The organism is Streptomyces sp. NPDC015346 (assembly GCF_043078785.1).
In the GTDB taxonomy this organism is placed as follows: Bacteria; Actinomycetota; Actinomycetes; order Streptomycetales; family Streptomycetaceae; genus Streptomyces.
In genome coordinates, this window is record NZ_JBIBTW010000003.1 from 402,475 (window position 1) to 423,303 (window position 20,829).

Genomic DNA, 20,829 nt, shown 5'->3' on the forward strand with positions numbered 1-20,829 from the left:
CGGGTCGGCGGGGGGCGCCACGGCCACGGCCACGGCGACGGGTGCGCAGGTCGGAGCCCAGCGGGGCTCCGTCGCCACCTCCCGCGGCCCGCGGGGCGCCGCGGGCGCGGGCGGCGGCGCTCCCCTCGAGTGCGTGGTCCGGACCGAGGAGGACCTGCTGAGGGCCCGCCACGCGGTGCGCGCCGCGACACAGGAGCTCGGGTTCAGTCTCGTGGATCAGACGAGGGTCGTCACCGCGGCGAGTGAACTGGCCCGGAACGCCTTCATCCACGGCGGGGGCGGCGTGCTCTCGATCGAGCGTCTGCGCCGGGCCGGCGCGGTGGGCCTGCGCCTGACCGTCCGCGACGACGGCCCGGGCATCCCCGACCTGGAAGGAGCGCTCAGGGACGGATTCACCACCGGCGGGGGACTGGGCCATGGACTGGGCGGAGCGCGGCGCCTCATGCACGAGTTCGAGGTGCGTTCCGCGCCCGGTCGGGGCACGACGGTGACCGCCGTGCGGTGGACCGACCGGTGACTCTCCGCCCGTACCCGCTGCCGCCCACGATCCAGGTGCCGATCGACCACTACAGCGCCGTCCACCTGGCCGCCACCCACGCCCGTGAGATGGCCGTGCGCTGTGGGATGGAGGCATCGTGGCCCGACCAGGCGGCGGCGGTGGCGAGCGAGTTGGCCAGCAACCTCGACAAGCACGCGGCCGACGGGATCGTCTACCTGCAGCCGCTGCCGATGGGGGAGGGCCTGGAGATCCTCGCCGTCGACCGCGGCCCCGGCATGGCCGAACTCCAGCGGTGCCTGACCGACGGATACACCACCACGGGCACGCTGGGCACGGGCCTGGGGGCGGTGGGCCGGGTCGCCACCGACTTCGTCATCCGCACCCAGGTGCCGGAGGGAACGGTCGCGTCGGCACGCGTCAGCGCCGTCGGCAGGACGACCGCCTCGGGTACGGGCATGGTGTGCCTGCCCGCGGACGGCGAGGAGGAGTGCGGTGACGGCTGCGCCCTGTTCGAGACGGGCGGTCGCCTCACGGCCGCCGTCGTGGACGGCCTCGGCCACGGAGAGGCGGCGGCCCGGGCGACCCGTACCGCACTGCAGGTCTTCCGCGACACGAGCGAGCAGCCGCTGCCCGACATCATGCGGTCGCTGCACCGATCCCTGCGCCACACCCGTGGCGCCGCGGTCGGCCTGATACGACTCCTGCCCGGGAGCGTGGAGTTCTGCGGTGTCGGCAACATCCGGCTGTGTCTGCTCTCCGTCCACCACGTGCGGCGCCGCCTCGACGGCAGGCCCGGAGTCGTCGGATGGAACCTGCCCACCCCGCAGGTGCAGAACGCCCCCGTGGAACCCGGCGAGGTCCTCCTCGCCCACTCGGACGGCATCGAGTCCCGCTGGTCCCACGATCCGTCACCCTTCCTGCTCCGCCTTCCTGCCGAACTGCTGCCGGCGGCACTGGCCCACCGCCACCGCCGGTCACGAGACGATGCGACCGCACTGAGCCTCACGGGACTTCGATGACCGAGCACACCTACGGTGAACACCCCTTGTCCACCCTGCCCGAGGTGCGGCGGGCCGTACGCCGCCTCGCGGCCCGGCACGGCCTGCCGGCGGGGATCCGTGCCCGGCTCACCGTGTCCGTCGCGGCGGTGGCCCGCGCCGCCCTGGAGGACGGGCAGGGCGTCCGTATCACCGCCCGGCGCGGGCCCAAGGAGGAACCGGCCGGCGGCGGCACGCTGACGTTCACCCTCACCACCCCCACCGCCCCGCTGCCGGCCGGCCCCGGGCCCCTGGCGGGGCTGCCGCTTCCCGCCGTCGCCACCGAAGGCGGAGCCGACTGGCACATCGCCCTCCCCTCACCCCCGGACGAGCTGGAGACGGCTGCCTCCGACGACGCGGCCGAGGAAGAACTGGCCGCCCTCCTGACGGAGCTGGACACCCTCGCCGCCGACCATCAGCAGCTGAAGGACGAACTCGACGAGACCAACAGCGGCGTCCTCGCCCTCTACGTCCAGCTCGAAGAACGCGACGAGCAACTGCGCCGCGCCCACGGGCAGATGCTCCGCGAACTCGAGGACGCCCTGCGGCCCGCGCCGCTCACCGTCCCCGGTCTCGAACTCGCCGTCCACTACGCACCCGCCGACACCGACGCCCCCACCGGCGGCGACCTGTACGACTGGTTCGTCCTTCCCGACGGCAGCGTCCACATCACCGTCGTCGACGCCCTCGGCCACGGAGTGGGCAGCACCCGCGCCGCACTCGACGTCACGCACACCGTCCGCACGCTCGCGCTCGACGGCTACCCGATGAAGGCCATCGTCGGACGCGCCAGCGAAGTCCTGGGCGGCATGGACCCCGACCTGATGGCCACCGTGCTGCTGGCCCGGGTCGACCCCGCCACCGGGGAACTCCTCCTCGCCAACGGCAGCCACCCGCCGGCCCTCGTCGTACGGACCGACGGACCGACCGAATACCTCGAAGTGCCCGGCCGGGGCGTCGGATATCCCCTCCCGGGCAGCGAGCAGGTGCTGCGCGGCCACCTCGACCCGGGCGATCTGCTGATGCTCTACACCGACGGTCTGACGGAGAGCCGCCGGGACCCCCTGGAGGGCGAACTGCGCCTCGCCGCGTCAGCCACCCGCCACGCGGGACGTCCCATCGACGAGATTCCCGGCGCCATCGCCCAAGACATGCACACGGTGGTCCACCACCCCGATGACACTCTGGCGCTCACGCTGCGCCGCCGTCCGGGTCCGGACGGTGCTTCACGCACCGTATAATTGCCCTGTGGCAAATGTTGTGCTGATTCGTACCATAGATGGTGTGACTGTGCCACGGACCGTCGTACGCTGACCGACGTGGGAGCGTATGTGGCCCTGGCCTGCCGGGCCTGGCTCCCGGCACATAGAGAAGCTGGATGACGTGGACAAATTTGCCGCTGTTGAGCGGGCTCTGCGCAGCGCCGCACCGCACACCCTGCTGAATGTGGTGACCGTCGCGCTCATGGAGCAGTACGGCGCCGAGCGTGTCGAACTCCGTTTGGCGGACTACGGAATGCGTTCGCTGCAGGCCGTCGAGAACGTCCCCTACACCACGGAGCCGGTGCCCATCCACGACTCGCCCCAGGGCCGGGCATTCGGCGCTCAGGAACCGTGCGTCACCCGGGACAACGGCTTCTTCGACGTCCATCTGCCCGTCACCATCCGCGGCGACCGCATGGGCGTGCTGACCGTGAGGCTGCCCGAGGACCGCTACGCGCAGTCGTTGCTGCCCGAGATCCAGCACGTCTGCCAGGCCCTCGGCCACGAGATCCTGGTCGCCGAGCGTGACACCGACCTCTACGTACTGGCCCGGCGGGCCGCCCGGCTCACCCTCGCGGCGGAGATGCAGTGGCAGCTGCTGCCCGGTCGCTCCTGTGTGCGCCCGGAGTTCGCCCTCGGCGCCCACCTGGAACCGGCCTACGCCATTTTCGGTGACAACTACGACTGGTCCGCCTCGGCCAATCACCTCACACTGACGGTGACCAACGGCATGGGGGAGGGCATCGAGGCCGCCCTGCTCACCAACCTCGCCGTCAACGCGCTGCGCAACGCGCGTCGAGCCGGCCTCGACCTGGCCGGGCAGGCGGCGCTGGCGGACCAGGCGGTGTACGCCCAGTACCGAGGCAGTGCGTATGTCTCGGTGCTGTTGTTGCGTTTCGATCTCGACACCGGCGAGGTCGAAGCGGTCGACGCCGGCTCCCCGCGCATGTGGCGGCTGCGAGAGCGTTCGGTCGACGCCGTCTCCTTCGACGCGCAGCTGCCGCTCGGCATGTTCGAGGACACGGTCTACGTCCCCGAGCGGTTCACCGTCGAGCCCGGGGACCGTCTGCTGTTCGGCAGCGACGGTGTGTACGAGGCGTCCTCCCCGGCGGGGGAGCGTTACGGCGAGAGGGCCCTGGCCCGGTCGTTGCTGGCCACCAGGCTGCTGCCGCCGGCCCAGGTGCCGGGGGCGGTCCTGCGCGAGCTCGCCGGCCACCACGGGGAGACGCCGCTGGACGACGACGCGCTGGTGGTCTGCCTCGACTGGTACGGGCGGCCGGAGGGCGAGGACGGCGAAGGGGCCGGCGGGGCCGTCTAGGTCGAGCAGCGGGCCTCAGGCGGTCTGCGGTGAGGTGCGCGGCGGAGTCTGTTCCCCGACGGGTTCGGAGTCCTCCAGGGCCTCACGAAAGGCGCTGAGGCCGTCCAGCAGGGCGGCGCGGGCGGCGGGCGGCATGTTCCGGATCGGCGCCATGAGGGTCTCCTGCCGCAGTGCTCGCAGTTCGGCCAGGTAGGCCTTGCCCTGGCCGGTCAGGCAGAGCGTCAACTCGCGTCGGCTCACCTGACTGGGAGTGCGCTCGACGAGGTCCATCGCCTCCAGGCGGTCGCAGAGACGGCTCACCGACGGAGGGGCGGCGCCCAGGAGGTGGCCCAGGCGGCGGAGGTTCATCCCCTCCTCCCGCTCCAGGCAGTACATGACCCGTAGCTGCGAGGCGGAGACGGCCGCGGTGGCGGTGACGTCATTGCTCCGTTCCCACAGGACCTCGAGCAGTTCGATGACGGCACTCGCGGCTTGGGCGGCGCCTTTGGCGGGTTTCGGACGGGGGGCGGGATCTGTGCTCATGCCGTGACACTCCGCTTCACTCCGGACCGCAACCATATCTCTCCTGCCCCGGGGTGCCGGGGATAGCCGCATACGTCCGGGCGTGTGGGAGATGGCCCCCGGTGGGCGAGGGGGCTTGACCGACCCTTGCTCTCGGGCAACTGTTGATAGGGTGGAAGGATTCCCGGCGGCACGCGAGACGGCCAAGGAGGTGTCATGACCACCATGACGCCGAGTGCGGAGCGATCGCTCTCGAAGGCGTTCCTCGGCCGGCTCGAGGAGCTGGAGGAAGGCTCGCCGGAGTACCAGCGCGTCCGCAACGCGCTGATCATGACGAACATCTCGCTGGTCACGTTCGTGGCGCGTCGTTTCCGGCACCGGACGGAACCGGAAGAGGACGTCGTACAGGTCGGAACGATCGGGCTCATCAAGGCGATCGACCGGTTCGACCTCGGCCGTGAGGTGGAGTTCACGACGTTCGCCATCCCCTACATCGCGGGCGAGATCAAACGGTTCTTCCGGGACGCGACCTGGGCCGTCCATGTGCCCCGGCGCCTTCGGGAGCTGCGCTCGGAGCTGGTCCAGGCGATCAACGACCTCTCGATCGGCCTGCACCGTACGCCGACGGTGGCGGAGCTCGCGCGCCACCTCCGCCGCCCGGTCGAGGAGGTCTCCGAAGGCCTCGTGGCCATGAACGGGTACGTGGCCGGCTCCTTCGACATGTGGAATCCCGATCGGGACGCCGGCGACGGAAGCGCCCTCCAGGCGCGCTTCGGGGATCTCGATCCGGCGCTGGAGCTGGTGGACGACATGCAGGCCCTCAAGCCCCTCCTCGACGGCCTGGACGACCGCGACCGCCTGATTCTGCGGCTGCGCTTCGGCGGCGAGTGGAAGCAGTCGGAGATCGGGGAACTGCTGGGCATCTCGCAGATGCAGGTGTCCCGGCTGCTCACGCGGACCCTCGCGAAGCTGCGCGAGGAGATGCTGACGTGACGCACCCGTGGCAATAGTTGCCTCCAAACAACTGTACCCTTGAGGCAACACCACGGGTCGGACCCGCGAGGTGCCGGCTGTGACGTCCCCGTATCGGAAAGTGAGAAGTCGGGAAGTGCGAATCGACTCGGCAGTCCTCGTGCGGCGAGGTCAGGCGGACCGGACGCCCTTGACCGAAGAGGATCGCTGCGGGCCGTCGCCCGCGTCGTTCAGGGCGTCCTGGAAACTCGTCAGCCCCTTCAGGAGCGCGTTGCGCGCCGACGGGGCCATCGAGTCGATGACCGCCAGGAGCGCCTCCTGCCGCTGGGCCCTCAGATCGTGCAGGTACGCCTTGCCCCGCGTCGTCAGATGCAGCTCCAGCTCGCGCCGGCTGACCGGACTCGGCAGCCGCTGGACGAACCCCAGCGCCTCCAGCCGGTCGCACAGGCGGCTCACGGACGGGGGAGCGGAACCCAGCACCTTGCCCAGCGTGCGCAGGTTGATGCCCTCATCCCGGTCGAGGCAGTACAGAACGCGCAGCTGGGACGCCGAAACGGGGGTCGAGGACACCATGTCCTTGCCGCGCTCCCACAGCACCTCCAGGAGCTCGATGAGCTCGCGGGCAGCCTGAGCGGTCTCCTGCGGCCGACGCTGAGAAGAAGCGGGGTTCGCGTCCATATCTAGTGACACTCCGAATCAGACGTCCTCGGCCGGCGGCGCTGCATGTGCGCCACGTTTCTAGTCTCCACATCTCCCCAGAAAGCGGTAACGGTTCGGTGGAACGACGTGTGATGGTGGAACGCGCCTTGCGCGGAGCACCGCCCCATGGCCTTCTGGACTCCCTCCGTACTCATCTTGCGCAGCACTTCGCGGCAACCGCTGTCGACCTGCTGCTGATCGACTACGGTCTGAGCAGTCTCCGTCCCTTCGGCCGCGGTGACGCCGTTCGCGGGCCGGTTCCCGTGGAGTCGAGCCCGGCGGGCAGGGTCTTCTCCGAGCAACAACCATATCTTTCCACCGGGGCGGGCCCCACGGCGACGGCGTATCTTCCCGTGGCGGTTCGGGGGGACCGGTACGGAGTTCTCGTGGTGACGCTGGAGCGGGGCCACGAGCCGCCCGAGGTCCTCCTCGATCATCTCGGTGCCATCGCCCAGATGCTGGGCCATGCCCTGCGGGTGGCCGAGCGGCACACCGACGTCTACCGCGAGGCACGGCGGAACGGCCCGCTCACGCTCTCCGCCGAGATGCAGTGGCAGCTGATGCCGGGACGCTCCTGCTCGCGCGAGGAGTTCGACCTGCACGCGCACGGCGAACCCGCCTACGCCTCCGGCGGACACCTCTTCGACTGGTCGGCCTCGGCGGACCAGCTCACGCTGGTCGTCGCCAACAGCGCCGGAACGGACGCCGAGGCCGTCCTGGTGAACAACCTCGCCCTCAACGCGATCCGCAACGCCCGCCGCGCCGGCCTCGACCTCGCCGGCCAGGCGGCCCTGGCCGACCAGGCCTTGTACGGACAGCACCGCGGGTCGAGGCACCTGTCGACACTGCTGATGTGTTTCGACCTGCGCACCGGAGCGGCGCAGATCGTCGACGCCGGCTCGCCGAGCGTGTGGCGCGTGTCCGGGGGGACGGTGCGGCGGGTGGAGCTGGAGAGCCAGCTCCCGCTGGGCATGTTCGAGGACACCGTCTACACCGCCCAGCATCTGCGGACCCGGCCCCGGGAGCGGTTGCTCTTCGTCGCCTGCGGTCCTGAACTGCCGGCCTCGGACCCGGCCCACGCGGACTTCGAGCAGGCCGTGAGACGGGCGATCACCCGCACGCGTCACCTGCCCGGAGCGGACACCCCGAAGGCCGTCCTGCGCGAACTCGCCGCGCACGGAGCGGCGCCGGACGGGGGACTCGTGCTCTCCCTCGACCTGCGCGGACCGTCGGCCGGCGGCCCCTGACACGGCCCGCCCGACACGGCCGCCCGGCACGGGCCCACGAGCCGTGCTCCCGGCTCAGGGGCCCGGCCAAGGCGGCTCCTCCAGCTCTGCCTCGGCGAGGTGGGCGGGTTGCAACGGCGCGTCCAACACGGGCACATCGAGCGGGTCGTGATGGATCCGCGCGCGGGGGACCCCTCGCTCCGTGAGCACCTGCGCCGCTGCCGTGACCATGCCGGGCGGGCCGCTGAGGAACACCTCGTGACCGCCCCACGGGCCGAACTCGGAGATGACCTCGGGAAGGCTTCCTTCGGTTCCGGCGATGCGTTCGTGCGACACGGAGGCCCGCACACTCAGCCAGTGGTGGCGTTGTGACATACGGAGCATGTCGTCCAGGCCGTAGAGCTCCTGAGCCGTGCGGGCCCCGATGAACAGCGCGACCTCACGGTCCGAGCGCTCCGCCGCGACCTGCTCGATCAGGGCCTTGATGGGGGCCAGCCCCGTGCCGCCGGCCACGCACAGGAGGTCCCGGCGCGAGTCGGGCGGCAAGGTCATGTCGCCTTCGGGCGGCCCGAGACGCAGGAGGTCTCCGGGTCGTGCCTGGTGGACGAGGGCGGTGCTGACCCGGCCCTGGGGGACGGCCCTGACGTGGAAGGTCATCGTCGAGTCGGGCCGGGGCGCGTTGGCGGGTGAGTAGGAGCGCCACTGCCGGGGCCACCACGGGGTCTCCACGCTCACGTACTGGCCGGCCGCGTAGGGGTAGTGCTCGTCCGTCCGCACCGTCACCTCGGCGATCCCGTGGCCGTGGCGGCGGTGGTCGACGATCCGGGCGGTCCAGCGCGCCGGACGCAGCCGGGTGTCGTCGTCGGCGGCGAGCATCATGGTGCGGGAGGCTGTCGCGTACGCCCGTTGCCACGCGCCCGCCAGTTCGGCGTTCCACGCTGGTCCCGCGAACCGGGCCAGCGCGTCGAGGAGGCATGCGCCCACGGCCGCGTAGTGGGCGTTGAGGGTGCCGAACTTCCGGTGGTCCCGGCCGAGTCGGGAGCAGAAGCGGACGAGATTGTCGGCGTCGTCGACCAGGTCGACGATGCGGAGCAGGGCGCGCAGCAGCCGGTCGCGCTGGGCGTCCATGTCCGGCGGGAACAGGGCCCGGACTTCGGGATGGCGCAGGAAGAGGATGGCGTAGAAGTACACCGCCATCTCCTCGGACCGCGGCTCCACGACGGTGAGACTGGCCCGGATGAGCGCCACGTCCGCGGGCGCGAGGGGGGCCGGCAGCGTGGCGAAGGGTTCGGGACGCGGCAGACGGGGGTTCCGGCTCACCGCGGTTCTCGCGCGATTCCCACTCCAGGTCCGTGGATCCTGGTGTTGTGTTGCCCGTTCACGCGATGCGCCCTCTTCCGTGAGCATTGCCGTGCGGCAATGCTTTCTATTGGTAATGCACGAGGAGTGCTTCTGGCAAGCCGGGGCGGTGAGCGTCAGCGCGGGGACGGGGCCTTGAGGATGTGGGCCCAGATGCGCTTGCCGTCCTCATGGCTGTCGACACCCCACCCCGCGGCCAGGTGGTCGAGAAGGTGGAGGCCGAAACCGCCGGTGGCGGTCTTGATGCCGGGCTCGCGTTGGGCGGGCTGGGCGGGGCTCTCGTCGCGGACGGCGATGCGAGCGCCGTCGGGGAGGGGTTCGAGATGGAGCCAGGCGTCCGTGCCGGCGTGACGGTGGGCGTTGGTCACGAGTTCGGAGACGAGGAGCACGGCCACCTCTATGCGCTCCGTCGGCCAGCCCCAGGTGCCGAGCGCGGTGGCGGTGAGGTCGCGGGCGCGGGCGAAAGCGCCCGGCTCTAGCGGAATATGCCAGATATGCCCGCTTATGTTCATCTCATCCACCAGGGTCCTGGGCCGCCGCACACTCGAAAACGTCGGATGGAAGGGTACCGGGAACCATCGCGGCGCACCGGGCTTCGGTCCGGTGCGAAGCGGTTCGGAGGACGGGTTGTTTGAAGCGGCTTCGCGGGGCATACGGCAGCCATGAGTGATCTTGACGCAGTCAGCCCCGGCGGTGACCACCGCATATGACCGTTCCCCTCAGGCGGCCGGCACGCGAGAAGCGGCGCCCCGCCTTCAGTCTGCGGCAGTTGGCGCTGGGCCTCGGACTCGCCGCCATCCTCCTGTGCGCGACCGGGCTGACCCTGAAGCTGATCGTGAGAACGGCGACGGACCGTCCTGGCGCGGCACTGGCCGGACTGCTGCTTCTCGGCTGCCTCGTCGCACTGATGAGAAGCAGGCGCCGCCGCCGAGCCGCGCGCCGTGTCGCGTCGAGCCTCGACGGTCTCGCCCACCGCATCGCCGAGGCGCCCGCTCCGCCTCTTCAGCCCTCCTCTTCACCAGGGGGCGTCGAGGGCGAAGCGTCCGAAGCCTTCCGGGCCGAGGACCTCGCCGCGATGGACCCGGAGAGTTTCGAACAGGCCGTCGCCGCCCTGTGCGAGCGTGACGGCTGCGGCGACGTCCATGTGGTGGGAGGCGCGGGCGACCTGGGCGCCGACATCATCGCCACGACACCCGACGGGCGGCGCGTCGTCATCCAGTGCAAGCGCTACGGCCCCTTGAACAAGGTCGGCTCCCAGGACGTACAACGCTTCGGTGGCACCTGCTTCTCGGTGCACGAAGCCCAAGTGGCGGCCGTCGTGACCACGGGCGAGTTCACCCAGCCGGCGGCCGAGTACGCCCAGCAGTGCGGGATCCGCTGCGTGGATCACGACGAACTGGTCGCATGGACCGAAGGTACGGGTCCCGCCCCCTGGGACTGAGCCGCCTGGGACTGAGCCCCCTGGGACTGAGTCGGCAGCCCCCGGGAACCCGGGGGCGTCGCACATCAGGCCGTCACTCGGTGGTGAGCATGCCCTGGCGGAGGGAGGCGAGGGCGCGGGAGAGCAGGCGCGAGACGTGCATCTGGCTGACGCCGAGCCGTTCGCCGATCTGTGACTGGGTCAGCTCGTCGACGAAGCGGAAGTGGATGATCTGCCGGTCGCGCTCGTTCAGGGCGGTGATGAGGGGAGCGAGGGCGTGGAAGTCCTCGACCCGTTCCATGGCCGGGTCCTCCGTTCCGAGGAGGTCCGCGAAGGCGTCCTCGCCGTCGGAGCTGTCGGTCCCGCCGATGGGGGCGTCGAGGGAGGAGGAGGTGTAACCGTTGGCGGCGATCCTCGCCTCGATGACCTCCTCCTCCGAGAGGTTCATCAGGGCGGCGAGCTCGCCGACCTTGGGGGCGCGGCCCAGCCGGCTGCTGAGCTCCTCGGTGGCCCTGGCCAGTTCGACCCGGGCCTCCTGAAGCCGGCGCGGCACATGGACCGCCCAGGAGGTGTCGCGGAAGAAGCGCTTGATCTCCCCGACGATGTACGGCACGGCGAAGGTCGTGAACTCCACCTCGCGCGACAGGTCGAACCGGTCGATGGCCTTGATGAGGCCGATCATGCCGACCTGCGTGATGTCCTCCATGTCGTCGCCTCGGCCGCGGAAGCGCCCGGCGGCGTACCGTACGAGCGACATGTTCATCTCGATCAGGGTGTTACGTGCGTACTGGTGCTCGTGCGTGCCTTCTTCGAGGACGGCGAGCTGGTCGAAGAACAGCTTGGAGAGCGAGCGGGCGTCCTTCGGGGCCACCTTGTGCGGCGCCGCCACCTCGGGCAGCACCGGGGCCTTCGCCGCGGCGGTATCCGCAGCCGCAGCCGTGGGTGCGGCCGTAGCGGTGGCCGTTGACGCGGACGCTGCCATGACGCTCATGAAGTTCCCCTCCCTCGGTGCCCGCCGACCAGCGCGGACCGGGCGATGGGCGCCGTATACCCCGGGAGCCGGGGTGTATGTATGGATCTCGCGGAAAGATCACCGCCTCTGACGGGAGGTGGCCGTATCGCCTCCCGCTCGGCTTTCGCCTGTGAGCCGCGGCGGGGTACCCTGCCTCGTATTTGTCGTACGGCAACGATTGCCGAAGAGGGGGGCGGCCCGGGTCCCGGGCCGTGGCGGTGTCCCGTTCTCCGACGGGGCGCCTGACAGCGTTCAACGAGGAATGGTCATGGCTGCTGAGGCGACGGTGGACAACGCGCGTCCGGTACCGCGGACACGTGCGCGTGGTGCGGGCAAGGTGGGGGAGCCGGAGCTGCGGCAGCTGCTGGCCGGGCTGACCGCGGTGCGCGACGGCGACTTCGGCACGCGGCTGCCGGACGACGCGGACGGCCTGCTCGGCGAGATCGCCACGGTGTTCAACGGCATGGTCGACCAGCTGTCCCTCTTCACCTCCGAGGTGACCCGCGTCGCCCGTGAGGTCGGCACCGAAGGCACCCTCGGCGGCCAGGCCGAGGTCCCCGGCGTCTCCGGCACCTGGGCCGACCTGACCGACTCGGTGAACGCGATGGCCGGGAACCTCACCACCCAGGTCCGTGACATCGCGCAGGTCGCCACGGCGGTGGCGCGCGGCGACCTGTCGCAGAAGATCGACGTGGACGCCCGCGGGGAGATCCTGGAGCTGAAGAAGACCATCAACACGATGGTCGACCAGCTGTCCGCGTTCGCCGACGAGGTGACCCGGGTGGCCCGTGAGGTCGGCACCGAGGGCAACCTCGGCGGCCAGGCCGATGTGAAGGGCGTCTCCGGCACCTGGCGCGATCTGACCGACTCGGTCAACTTCATGGCCGGCAATCTCACCGCGCAGGTCCGCAACATCGCGCAGGTCACCACGGCGGTGGCGAAGGGCGATCTGTCGCAGAAGATCACCGTGACGGCGCGGGGCGAGATCCTGGAGCTGAAGACGACCATCAACACGATGGTGGACCAGCTCTCGTCGTTCGCCGACGAGGTCACGCGTATGGCCCGTGAGGTCGGTACGGAGGGGATCCTCGGCGGCCAGGCCGATGTGAAGGGTGTGTCGGGCACCTGGCGGGACCTGACGGATTCGGTCAACTTCATGGCCGGCAATCTGACCGCGCAGGTCCGCTCCATCGCGCAGGTCGCCACGGCGGTGGCGCGGGGCGATCTGTCGCAGAAGATCACCGTGACGGCGCGGGGCGAGATCCTGGAGCTGAAGGAGACCATCAACACGATGGTCGACCAGCTGTCCGCGTTCGCCGACGAGGTGACCCGGGTGGCCCGGGAGGTCGGCACGGAGGGCCGCCTCGGCGGCCAGGCACGGGTGCCGAACGTGGCCGGCACCTGGAAGGACCTCACCGACAACGTCAACTCCATGGCGAACAACCTCACCGGGCAGGTCCGTAACATCGCCCTCGTCACCACCGCCGTCGCCAACGGAGACCTCTCGAAGAAGATCGACGTCGACGCCCGGGGCGAGATCCTGGAGCTGAAGACGACCATCAACACGATGGTGGACCAGCTCTCGTCATTCGCCGCCGAGGTCACCCGCGTGGCCCGGGAGGTCGGCAGCGAGGGCCGTCTCGGCGGCCAGGCCGAGGTCGAGGGCGTCTCCGGCACCTGGAAGCGCCTCACCGAGAACGTCAACGAGCTGGCCGGGAACCTCACCCGGCAGGTCCGTGCCATCGCCGAGGTCGCGAGCGCGGTCGCCGAGGGCGACCTGACCCGCTCGATCACCGTCGACGCCTCCGGCGAGGTGGCCGAACTCAAGGACAACATCAACGCGATGGTCGGCTCCCTGCGGGAGACGACCCGGGCCAACCAGGAACAGGACTGGCTCAAGTCCAGCCTCGCCCTGATCTCCGGCCTGATGCAGGGCCACCGCGACCTGGCCGTCGTCGCCGAGCTCGTCATGGACGAACTCACCCCGCTGGTCTCGGCACAGTACGGAGCCTTCTACCTGGCCGAGGAAACCCCCGAGGGCACCGAACTGCGCCTCGTCGGCTCCTACGGCCGGCCCACCGACACCACGGGCCACGACCGCTTCAAGTTGGGGGAGTCCCTGGTCGGCCAGGCCGCCCGCAGCCGGCGCACCATCGCCGCCGAAGGAGTCCCCGCCGACTACATCAGCATCTCCTGCGGCCTGGGCCGCACCGCACCGGGCAGCCTGATCGTGCTGCCCGTCGTCGCGGACGACCAGGTCCTCGGCGTCATCGAACTGGCCTCCTTCACCTCCTTCACGCCCATCCACCGCGACTTCCTCGAACAGCTCATGGAGACGGTCGGCGTCAACGTCAACACCATCCTCGCCAACGCCCGCACCGACGAACTGCTCGACGAATCCCAGCGCCTGACCGGCGAACTCCAGGCCCGCTCCGAAGAACTGCAGGTACAGCAGGAGGAACTTCAGCGCTCCAACGCCGAACTGGAGGAGAAGGCAGCGCTGCTGGCGGCCCAGAACAGCGACATCGAGGGCAAGAACCTGGAGATCGAGCAGGCCCGGCAGGAACTCGAGGACCGCGCCCAGCAGCTCTCGCTGGCCTCGAAGTACAAGTCCGAGTTCCTCGCCAACATGAGCCACGAGCTGCGCACCCCGCTCAACAGCCTCCTGATCCTCGCCCAGCTCCTCGCCCAGAACCCGACCCGCAACCTCACCGCCAAGCAGGTCGAGTACGCCGGCATCATCCACTCGGCCGGATCCGACCTGATGCAGCTGATCAACGACATCCTCGACCTGTCCAAGGTCGAGGCCGGCAAGATGGACATCAACCCCGAGCGCGTCGCGCTGCGCCAGCTCCTCGACTACGTCGAAGCCACCTTCCGGCCCATGACGACCCAGAAGAGCCTCGACTTCACGATCACCACCGCCCCCGGTGTCCCGGCCGAGCTGGTCACCGACGACTCCCGACTGCGGCAGGTGCTGCGGAACCTGATCTCCAACGCGGTCAAGTTCACCGAACAGGGCAGCGTGGAGCTGCGCATCGAACGAGCCGCCGAAGCGGCGCTGCCGGCCCCGGTCCACCGCGACGGCCCCGTGCTGGCGTTCCGCGTCAAGGACACCGGCATCGGTATCGCCGAGCAGCAACTCGAAGCCATCTTCGGCGCCTTCCAGCAGGCGGACGGAACCACGAGCCGCAAGTACGGCGGCACCGGTCTCGGCCTGTCCATCAGCCGCGAGATCGCCCACCTGCTCGGCGGCGCCCTGACCGCCGAGAGCACCCCCGGCCAGGGCAGTACCTTCACCCTCTACCTCCCGGTCGCCCGCCTCGACCTCCCGCGCGAAACCGACCGGACCGCCCCCGAGGACACCGCCACGGCGGGCTCCTCGACCACGGCCGAACTCCCCGACCCCCGCCGCCCCGCCCGAGCGGAGAGCGAACCGCGCAAGCCTCGCCGACTGCTCGTGATCGAGGAGCGCCCGCGCGGACTGCTCTCCCTCGTCGCCGAGAGCGCGGTCGCCGAACTCGCCGGCGGCCACGACCGCGACACCATCGAACTCGTAGCCGCCGTCGGACCGGAGGAAGCCGCCAGCGCCCTGGCGACCGCACCCGTGCACTGCGTGGTTCTCGAACTCGACCGCGCCGACAGCGAGGCCATGCACTTCCTCGACGCGATGGACGGTGACGCCGCGCTGCGCAGCGTGCCCGTCCTCGCGCACAACAACCGGCGACTCGACGCCACCTTCGAATCCACCTTGCAGGACCGAGCCCGCAAGCGGCCCCTGGAGCTGCTCTCCAGCCTGGACGAACTGCGCGAGCGGATCGCCCTGCACCTCTCCGCCGAACAGCCGGGCGACGTCGTGCCCCTGGTCCGTATCGAGGAACCGCGGCCGCAGACCTCACAGACCGTGGACGCCTCGCTGCACGGCAGGACCGTCCTCGTCGTCGACGACGACGCCCGCAACCTCTACGCCCTCAGCGGCATCCTGGAACTCCACGGCATCCAGGTCCTCCACGCGGAGAACGGCCGCAAGGGCATCGAGGCACTGGCCGAGCACCCGGACGTCGACCTGATCCTCATGGACGTGATGATGCCCGAGATGGACGGCTACACCGCCACCGCCGAGATCCGGCAGATGCCCGCCCACGCCGACCTGCCCATCATCACCGTCACCGCCAAGGCCATGCCCGGCGACCGCGAGAAGAGCCTCGCCTCCGGCGCCAGCGACTATGTCACCAAGCCCGTCGACGCCGACGACCTCATCGCCTGTGTCCGCCGCTGGCTGAACCCCCAGCACCACGACGCGCGGGTGACGTCATGACCTTCGCCGACCTCGGCAAAGAACCCGCCTCGCCCGCCGGCGCGGAGGCCACGGCCACCCCTGATGCTCCGGACACCCTCGAAGGGCATCAGGCCTCCACCGTCGGCCGCCTGGCGGCCACCGTGGAACGACTCCGCGCGGAGGTGCGCGCGGCCCATGCCGCCGCCGAGGGCCGGGCCCTGATGGAGCTCGCCAAGGGCGTGCTGATCGAACGGCTCGGCTGCGGACCGGCACAAGCGGCACGGCAGTTGAACGAACTGGCCCAGCAGGCCGGTCTGTCCTCGCTCGAACTGGCCGCGGACATCGTCAACCAGGCCGCTCACGACCAGGTCGCCGCGGTGGCGGAAGACTTCGTCCGGCACGCGAACGGCACGGAGGGCGAGCCCGCACCGTCCGTCGCCGTCCGGCTGCGCACCGCCGAGAGCGCCGCCCTCGCCGCGAGCGACACCCAAGCCGTCGCCGAATCCCTCCTGGAACACGCCCTCGCCCCGCTGGGAGCGACCGCCGTGGCCGTATGGGCGGCGGGCCTGGAAGCCTCGCTCACCCTGTGCGGCCACGCCGGATTCAGCGCCGACGAGGCAGACCGCTGGCGGTACGTCCCCCCGGGCGTCGTGACCGTGGCCCGACAGGCGCTCGACGAGCGACGCACCGTGCGGATCGAGTCCCTCTCCTCGGTGGGCCTGCCCAGCATCGGCCGCGCCCAGTCGCTGGACGGCGGCCGCGTCGCACTGCCCGCCGGCACCGGAGGCCGTGTCCACGGAGTCCTCGAGATCTGCTGGCCGGAGGCGCTCACGCCGCACCCACCGGCCGTCACCCGCCAGATCGAAGCCCTCGCCGAACTCTGCGCGCACACGCTCGAAAGCCTGCCGTCGCCCGCCGGGCTCCTGACGGGTACGCGGGAGTCGGCCGACGTCTCGGAACTCGTCGACCTCTCGGACGGCCTGTACGACCCCGCGCTCGTCCTCACCCCCCAGCTCGACCCCGAGGGCCAGCTCACGGACTTCCGCATCCGCCACGCCAACAGCAGCTTCCTGGACCCCGCCGGGCGCCCCCGCGGCGCCGTCCACGGCGCCCTGCTGCTGGAGGCCTATCCGACGGCCGCCGGCGACAGCGAACTCTTCGAGAAGATCGAACGGGTCTACGCCACCGGCGAGCCCTTCCGCGCCCAGCGCATGACGCTCACCGCCCTGGTGGACCAGGTACCGCTGGCCACCGTCGCCGACCTCAGCATCAGCCGGCACGCAGGCAGCGTCCTGCTCATCTGGCGTATCGAGGACGAGACGGCACGGCTGGCCAGTCTCCTCCAGCACGCCCAGCGCCTCGGGCGCATCGGCGGCTTCGAGGAGAATCTAGTCACCGGCGAGATCACCTGGAACGGGCAGCTCTTCGCCCTGTACGGACGAGCGGTCACCGACAACCCGGTGTCCCTCCAGGACCTGGCCGAACACGCGCACCCCGACGACGCCGTGGCCATCGGCCGCTTCCTGCAGGCGGTGTTGCACCATCGCCGCGCCACCTCGACGGCCTTCCGCCTTCAGCGGCCCGACGGGGTCACCCGCCACATCCGGGTCATCGCCGAGCCGGTCCTCGACTCCGACGACCGGCTCCTCGCCGTGCGCGGCGCCTACCAGGACATCTCCTCCCAGCACTGGACCGAGGTCGCCCTGGCCGCCACGCGCGACCAACTCGCCCACACCGAGCAGGAGTCGGCGGAGCGCAACCGGCTGGCGCTGCAACTCCAGCACGCCATCATGCCGCCGACCCGCGCCCCTCTCGACGCCCCGGGCCTCGACGTCGCCGTGCGCTACCGGCCCGCCGAGACGGAGTCCCTGGTCGGCGGCGACTGGTACGACGCCGTCGTCCTGCCGTCCAAGCGGATACTGCTGTGTGTCGGGGACATCGCAGGCCACGGCATAGAGGCCGCCACCGGCATGGTCGTCCTGCGCAACGCGATGCGCGGCCTCGCCGTCACCGGCGCCGGCCCCGGCCAGCTGCTGTCCTGGCTCAACATCGTGGCGCACCACCTCGCCCAACAGGTCACCGCCACCGCCGTATGCGGCGTGTACGACCCCGAAACCCGCGTGCTGCGCTGGGCCAGAGCGGGCCATCTCCCGCCCGTACTGGTCCGCGGGGCGGAAGCCAGCACGCTCCCGCTGCTCCGGGGACTCCTCCTGGGCGCTCTGCCCGAGGCGGAGTACGAGGAGGGGGAGGTGCAGCTCGAACTGGACGACACGCTGCTCATGTACACCGATGGCCTCGTCGAGCGCAGGGACACCGCCGTTCAGGACTCCCTGTCCCAACTGCTCGCCGCGGCGAAGGACCCGGCCGCCTCACTGGAACGCCGGCTCGACCGGCTGCTGCTGCACAGCAAGTCGGACACGGACGACGACACCTGCCTCATCGGCATCAAGGTGTCGTGAAGCGAGGCGGCGGGGCCCGGCATCGGTCCGGCGTCAGAGGAAGCGGCGAATGGGAAGGACGGCCGTCTCCCCGGTGCGCTGGAGGAACGAGCGGCGCTTCCAACGGCCCGGCATGATCTCGACGCTCGACCGGAGGTCGTGCTCGAAGTGTTCGTCGAGGGTGGCGGTGAACGCCGTGTCGAGCACGGCGAGCATGACCTCCTCGTCGTGGTCGAGCGAGCGCCGGTTGAAGTTCGTCGATCCGATGAGGGCGGCGGCCCGGTCCACCGTGATGACCTTCGCGTGCATCATGGTCGGCTGGTACTCGAAGATCCTCACGCCGCACGCGAGGAGATCGTCGTAATAGTGCTGCCCGGCCAACTGGCAGACCCTCTTGTCGGTGTGCGGGCCGGGCAGGAGGATCTCCACCTCGACTCCGCGGCGCGCCGTGGCACACAGCAGCTCGATGAAGAAGATGTCGGGGGCGAAGTAGGCGGTGGTCAGCCGAAAGCGTTCCTCGGCGCTCTCCAGCATGACCCTCATCAGGGTCTGCATGTCCTGCCAGCCGAAGCTGGCCGAGCCGCGCACGACCTGGACCACGGCATCACCGTGCGGGTGGTGGTCGATGAACCGGTCACGTTCGTCGAAGAGTTCCTCGTGACACTCCGCCCAGTTCTGCGCGAAGGCGGCGGCGATGCCGTCCACCGCGGGGCCACGGACCTGGACGTGGGTGTCACGCCACTCCCGAGCGTTCCGGGCGTTGCCGCACCACTCCTCGGCGATGCCGACACCGCCGGTGAACGCGACCTCCTCGTCGACGACGAGAACCTTCCGGTGGCATCGGTGGTTCTGCTTGAACGGAGAGAGACGAAGCGGCCTTCGGAACCAGGACACCTTCACCCCGGCCTCCTCCATCGCCCGCAGCTGCTCCTTCTCGATGAGCCGGCTGCCGAAGCCGTCCAGGAGCAGCCGTACGCGGACCCCCTGGCGGGCACGGTCGGCCAGGGCCTCCGCGAACTGCCGCGCGATGTCGCCCCTCCAGTACACGAAGGTCATCATGTCCACCGTGTACCGGGCCGAGCGGATGCTGCCGAGCATGGCCGAGAAGATCTCATCGCCGTTGAGGAGGGGGACCAGCGCGTTTCCCTCGGTCGCCGCGATGCCGATCAGCCGCTCCAGGCGCCGTCGCAGACGCGCACCGGAGTCGGAGGCCGCCGCGCCCCGCGCGTCCTGGGTGAGCGAGACCGGGCGCAGCGGGTCCTGCGTACTCGTCATCGTGCGTCATCTTCCTGATCGTGCCCCGACTTCAGGGACACACTGTGCCGCACGGGGGTGGCCCCGCGTTCCTCTCCGGGCGGGGCCACCCCGTGCGTAGCTCTGGCGGACCGGTGTGCGCTCTGTTCCCGCGCTCTGTTCCCGCGCTCTACTCCTGCGCGCTCTCCGGGTTCGCGGGCTGGGCGTCGGCGGCGGAATCCTTCTCCCGCACGGCCCCGAGTGCTTCGTCGACGTCCGCGTGGATGGGTGTCGTCACATTGAGCCCGGTGATCTCCAGGAGGCGGCGGACAGCGGGTGTCGGAGCCACCAGGTGCAGATCCCCACCCATCTCCCGGGCTTCTCTGGATCCCTTGATCACCACGTTGAGACCCGAGGAGTCCATGAAGCTCAGCGCCGAAAGGTCCAGCACGAGGTGACGGCGCCCGTGCAGGAACTGATTGGCGACGTGGTGGTGCAGGAACGTGGCTGTCTCGATGTCCAGTTCGCCGCCGACGGTCAGAATCGCGGTGACGGCATCGCGGACCTCGACCTCGACGTCCAGGTTCTCTTCTCGAACGGGCATAGTTCCTGCTTTCTGCAAATATGGTCAGTTCGGGCTGAGCGACGGATCGCGGCCTGACAGCACAGCAGATGCCTCCCAGCGACCGAGCCTCACGGCGGATCGCCATGTCGGATGCCCAGGCGGCAGCCGCGTCATCGACGCGACCGGTGAGTGAGATCAACCACACACTGCCCAGGTCGGTAGCTTGTCACCCGGCAAATATTAGCGGGTGCGTCAACTCTCGGGGACGGGGCGACCGGGGGCGGCATGGCCGTCCTCACCGCGGGCAACCGCAGGGCCAGTGCCGTAACGGCGAAATGAGGGGGGATCGACGATGAGACGCACGCCTCACCATGACGATCACGACAGCGGTGACGCGGGGAACGACGGCACGCCCCACGGTCCCGGTCAGCCACCGATGCACCCCCTGCTCCGGGCGACCGCCGTGCTCGTCGCGTTCGCGGGAACGGTCGCCTTCAGTGTGGTGCTCGCTCACCTCACCCTCGAACCATCGGTCGCATCGGAAGCTCTCACCCATAGCAATCTTCGACCCGGTGACTCGATCAGCGACTACCTCGGCCAACCGGTGCTCCAGGACACCGTCAAGCAGCTGGGCGGAAACATCGTCCTCGGCATCCCGTTCGGCCTGCTGCTCCCCGTCCTGGCTCCCCGGGCACGCGGACTGTTCCGCGTGGTGATCCTCACCGCCCTCACCATGCTTCTGGTCGAACTGGTCCAAGGCGCCCTCGTCACGGGACGAGCCTTCGACATCGACGACGTCATCCTCAACACCACCGGCGCCGTGCTGGGTTACCTCCTCCTCGGCCGCCGCCTCGGCAGGGCCGTCCACCCGCGCCGCCACCACTGGTGGCACCGCTGGACGAAGGAGCGGGCGGCGCGGCCGTAAAGGGGTTGCGGGGCCGGCGGCGTGGGCGGCGTGGCGGCGGACGGCGGGAAACATGGGGGGTCATTCCCCATGTGGCCGAGACAC

17 protein-coding genes are annotated in these 20,829 nt (G+C 70.4%); 10 read left to right on the plus strand and 7 right to left on the minus strand.

The annotated features are described in order from the left end of the window. The first annotated feature begins 133 nt into the window (after window positions 1-133). From ACF06X_RS12710 to ACF06X_RS12725, 4 genes are all read left to right on the plus strand, one after another. Window positions 134-517, plus strand: coding sequence for an ATP-binding protein (locus tag ACF06X_RS12710; RefSeq protein ID WP_392287251.1), 384 nt, complete (start codon window positions 134-136; stop codon window positions 515-517). Then, window positions 514-1,518 (plus strand): SpoIIE family protein phosphatase, encoded by a 1,005-nt coding sequence (locus tag ACF06X_RS12715; protein WP_392287252.1) that lies wholly within the window; start codon window positions 514-516, stop codon window positions 1,516-1,518. Before ACF06X_RS12710 ends, ACF06X_RS12715 begins: the two co-directional genes overlap by 4 nt. Then, a complete protein-coding gene (locus ACF06X_RS12720) occupies window positions 1,515-2,777 on the plus strand; it encodes a PP2C family protein-serine/threonine phosphatase (protein ID WP_392287253.1) in 1,263 nt (420 codons plus the stop codon). Before ACF06X_RS12715 ends, ACF06X_RS12720 begins: the two co-directional genes overlap by 4 nt. 142 nt (window positions 2,778-2,919) lie before the next feature. Continuing rightward, a complete protein-coding gene (locus ACF06X_RS12725) occupies window positions 2,920-4,116 on the plus strand; it encodes a PP2C family protein-serine/threonine phosphatase (protein ID WP_392287254.1) in 1,197 nt (398 codons plus the stop codon). A 15-nt stretch (window positions 4,117-4,131) separates the two neighbouring features. On the opposite strand, the gene ACF06X_RS12730 is transcribed toward ACF06X_RS12725, so the two are convergent. Continuing rightward, window positions 4,132-4,638: a MarR family winged helix-turn-helix transcriptional regulator gene (locus ACF06X_RS12730; protein WP_392287255.1), complete on the minus strand. Its 507-nt coding sequence runs from the start codon at window positions 4,636-4,638 to the stop codon at window positions 4,132-4,134. A gap of 195 nt (window positions 4,639-4,833) precedes the next feature. Between ACF06X_RS12730 and ACF06X_RS12735 the strand changes: the two genes are divergently transcribed. After that, on the plus strand, window positions 4,834-5,610 hold the full coding sequence (locus tag ACF06X_RS12735) for a SigB/SigF/SigG family RNA polymerase sigma factor (protein ID WP_392287256.1): 777 nt from the start codon (window positions 4,834-4,836) through the stop codon (window positions 5,608-5,610). 150 nt (window positions 5,611-5,760) lie between these two features. Here ACF06X_RS12735 and ACF06X_RS12740 read toward each other — a convergent pair whose 3' ends face one another. Further along, window positions 5,761-6,267 (minus strand): MarR family transcriptional regulator, encoded by a 507-nt coding sequence (locus ACF06X_RS12740; protein ID WP_392287257.1) that lies wholly within the window; start codon window positions 6,265-6,267, stop codon window positions 5,761-5,763. Window positions 6,268-6,674: 407 nt separating this feature from the next. Between ACF06X_RS12740 and ACF06X_RS12745 the strand changes: the two genes are divergently transcribed. Then, window positions 6,675-7,535 (plus strand): PP2C family protein-serine/threonine phosphatase, encoded by an 861-nt coding sequence (locus tag ACF06X_RS12745; RefSeq protein WP_392287258.1) that lies wholly within the window; start codon window positions 6,675-6,677, stop codon window positions 7,533-7,535. Between the two features lie 54 nt (window positions 7,536-7,589). Here ACF06X_RS12745 and ACF06X_RS12750 read toward each other — a convergent pair whose 3' ends face one another. Both ACF06X_RS12750 and ACF06X_RS12755 read right to left on the minus strand, forming a co-directional pair. Beyond that, window positions 7,590-8,834 (minus strand): globin domain-containing protein, encoded by a 1,245-nt coding sequence (locus ACF06X_RS12750; protein WP_392287259.1) that lies wholly within the window; start codon window positions 8,832-8,834, stop codon window positions 7,590-7,592. Window positions 8,835-8,989: 155 nt separating this feature from the next. After that, window positions 8,990-9,385 (minus strand): ATP-binding protein, encoded by a 396-nt coding sequence (locus ACF06X_RS12755; RefSeq protein WP_392287260.1) that lies wholly within the window; start codon window positions 9,383-9,385, stop codon window positions 8,990-8,992. Between the two features lie 194 nt (window positions 9,386-9,579). Here ACF06X_RS12755 and ACF06X_RS12760 point away from each other — a divergent pair, with 194 nt between their 5' ends. Further along, complete coding sequence (locus tag ACF06X_RS12760; protein ID WP_392287261.1) at window positions 9,580-10,314, plus strand: restriction endonuclease; 735 nt, start codon at window positions 9,580-9,582, stop codon at window positions 10,312-10,314. A 73-nt stretch (window positions 10,315-10,387) separates the two neighbouring features. Here the strand turns inward: ACF06X_RS12760 and ACF06X_RS12765 are convergent, their stop codons facing one another. Continuing rightward, window positions 10,388-11,284: an RNA polymerase sigma factor SigF gene (locus tag ACF06X_RS12765; RefSeq protein ID WP_392287262.1), complete on the minus strand. Its 897-nt coding sequence runs from the start codon at window positions 11,282-11,284 to the stop codon at window positions 10,388-10,390. 289 nt (window positions 11,285-11,573) lie between these two features. Here ACF06X_RS12765 and ACF06X_RS12770 point away from each other — a divergent pair, with 289 nt between their 5' ends. Together ACF06X_RS12770 and ACF06X_RS12775 are read left to right on the plus strand one after the other, a co-directional pair. Then, window positions 11,574-15,623, plus strand: a complete 4,050-nt coding sequence (locus ACF06X_RS12770; protein WP_392287263.1) for a HAMP domain-containing protein — start codon at window positions 11,574-11,576, stop codon at window positions 15,621-15,623. After that, window positions 15,620-18,043, plus strand: a complete 2,424-nt coding sequence (locus ACF06X_RS12775) for a SpoIIE family protein phosphatase (RefSeq protein WP_392287264.1) — start codon at window positions 15,620-15,622, stop codon at window positions 18,041-18,043. Before ACF06X_RS12770 ends, ACF06X_RS12775 begins: the two co-directional genes overlap by 4 nt. Window positions 18,044-18,076: 33 nt before the next feature. Here ACF06X_RS12775 and ACF06X_RS12780 read toward each other — a convergent pair whose 3' ends face one another. Beyond that, entirely contained in the window at window positions 18,077-19,297 is a 1,221-nt protein-coding gene (locus tag ACF06X_RS12780) for a phosphatidylserine/phosphatidylglycerophosphate/cardiolipin synthase family protein (protein ID WP_392287265.1), read from the minus strand. A gap of 148 nt (window positions 19,298-19,445) precedes the next feature. After that, window positions 19,446-19,859 (minus strand): STAS domain-containing protein, encoded by a 414-nt coding sequence (locus ACF06X_RS12785; RefSeq protein WP_392287266.1) that lies wholly within the window; start codon window positions 19,857-19,859, stop codon window positions 19,446-19,448. A gap of 313 nt (window positions 19,860-20,172) precedes the next feature. Between ACF06X_RS12785 and ACF06X_RS12790 the strand changes: the two genes are divergently transcribed. Beyond that, window positions 20,173-20,745, plus strand: coding sequence for a VanZ family protein (locus ACF06X_RS12790; RefSeq protein ID WP_392287267.1), 573 nt, complete (start codon window positions 20,173-20,175; stop codon window positions 20,743-20,745). Window positions 20,746-20,829 lie beyond the last annotated feature (84 nt).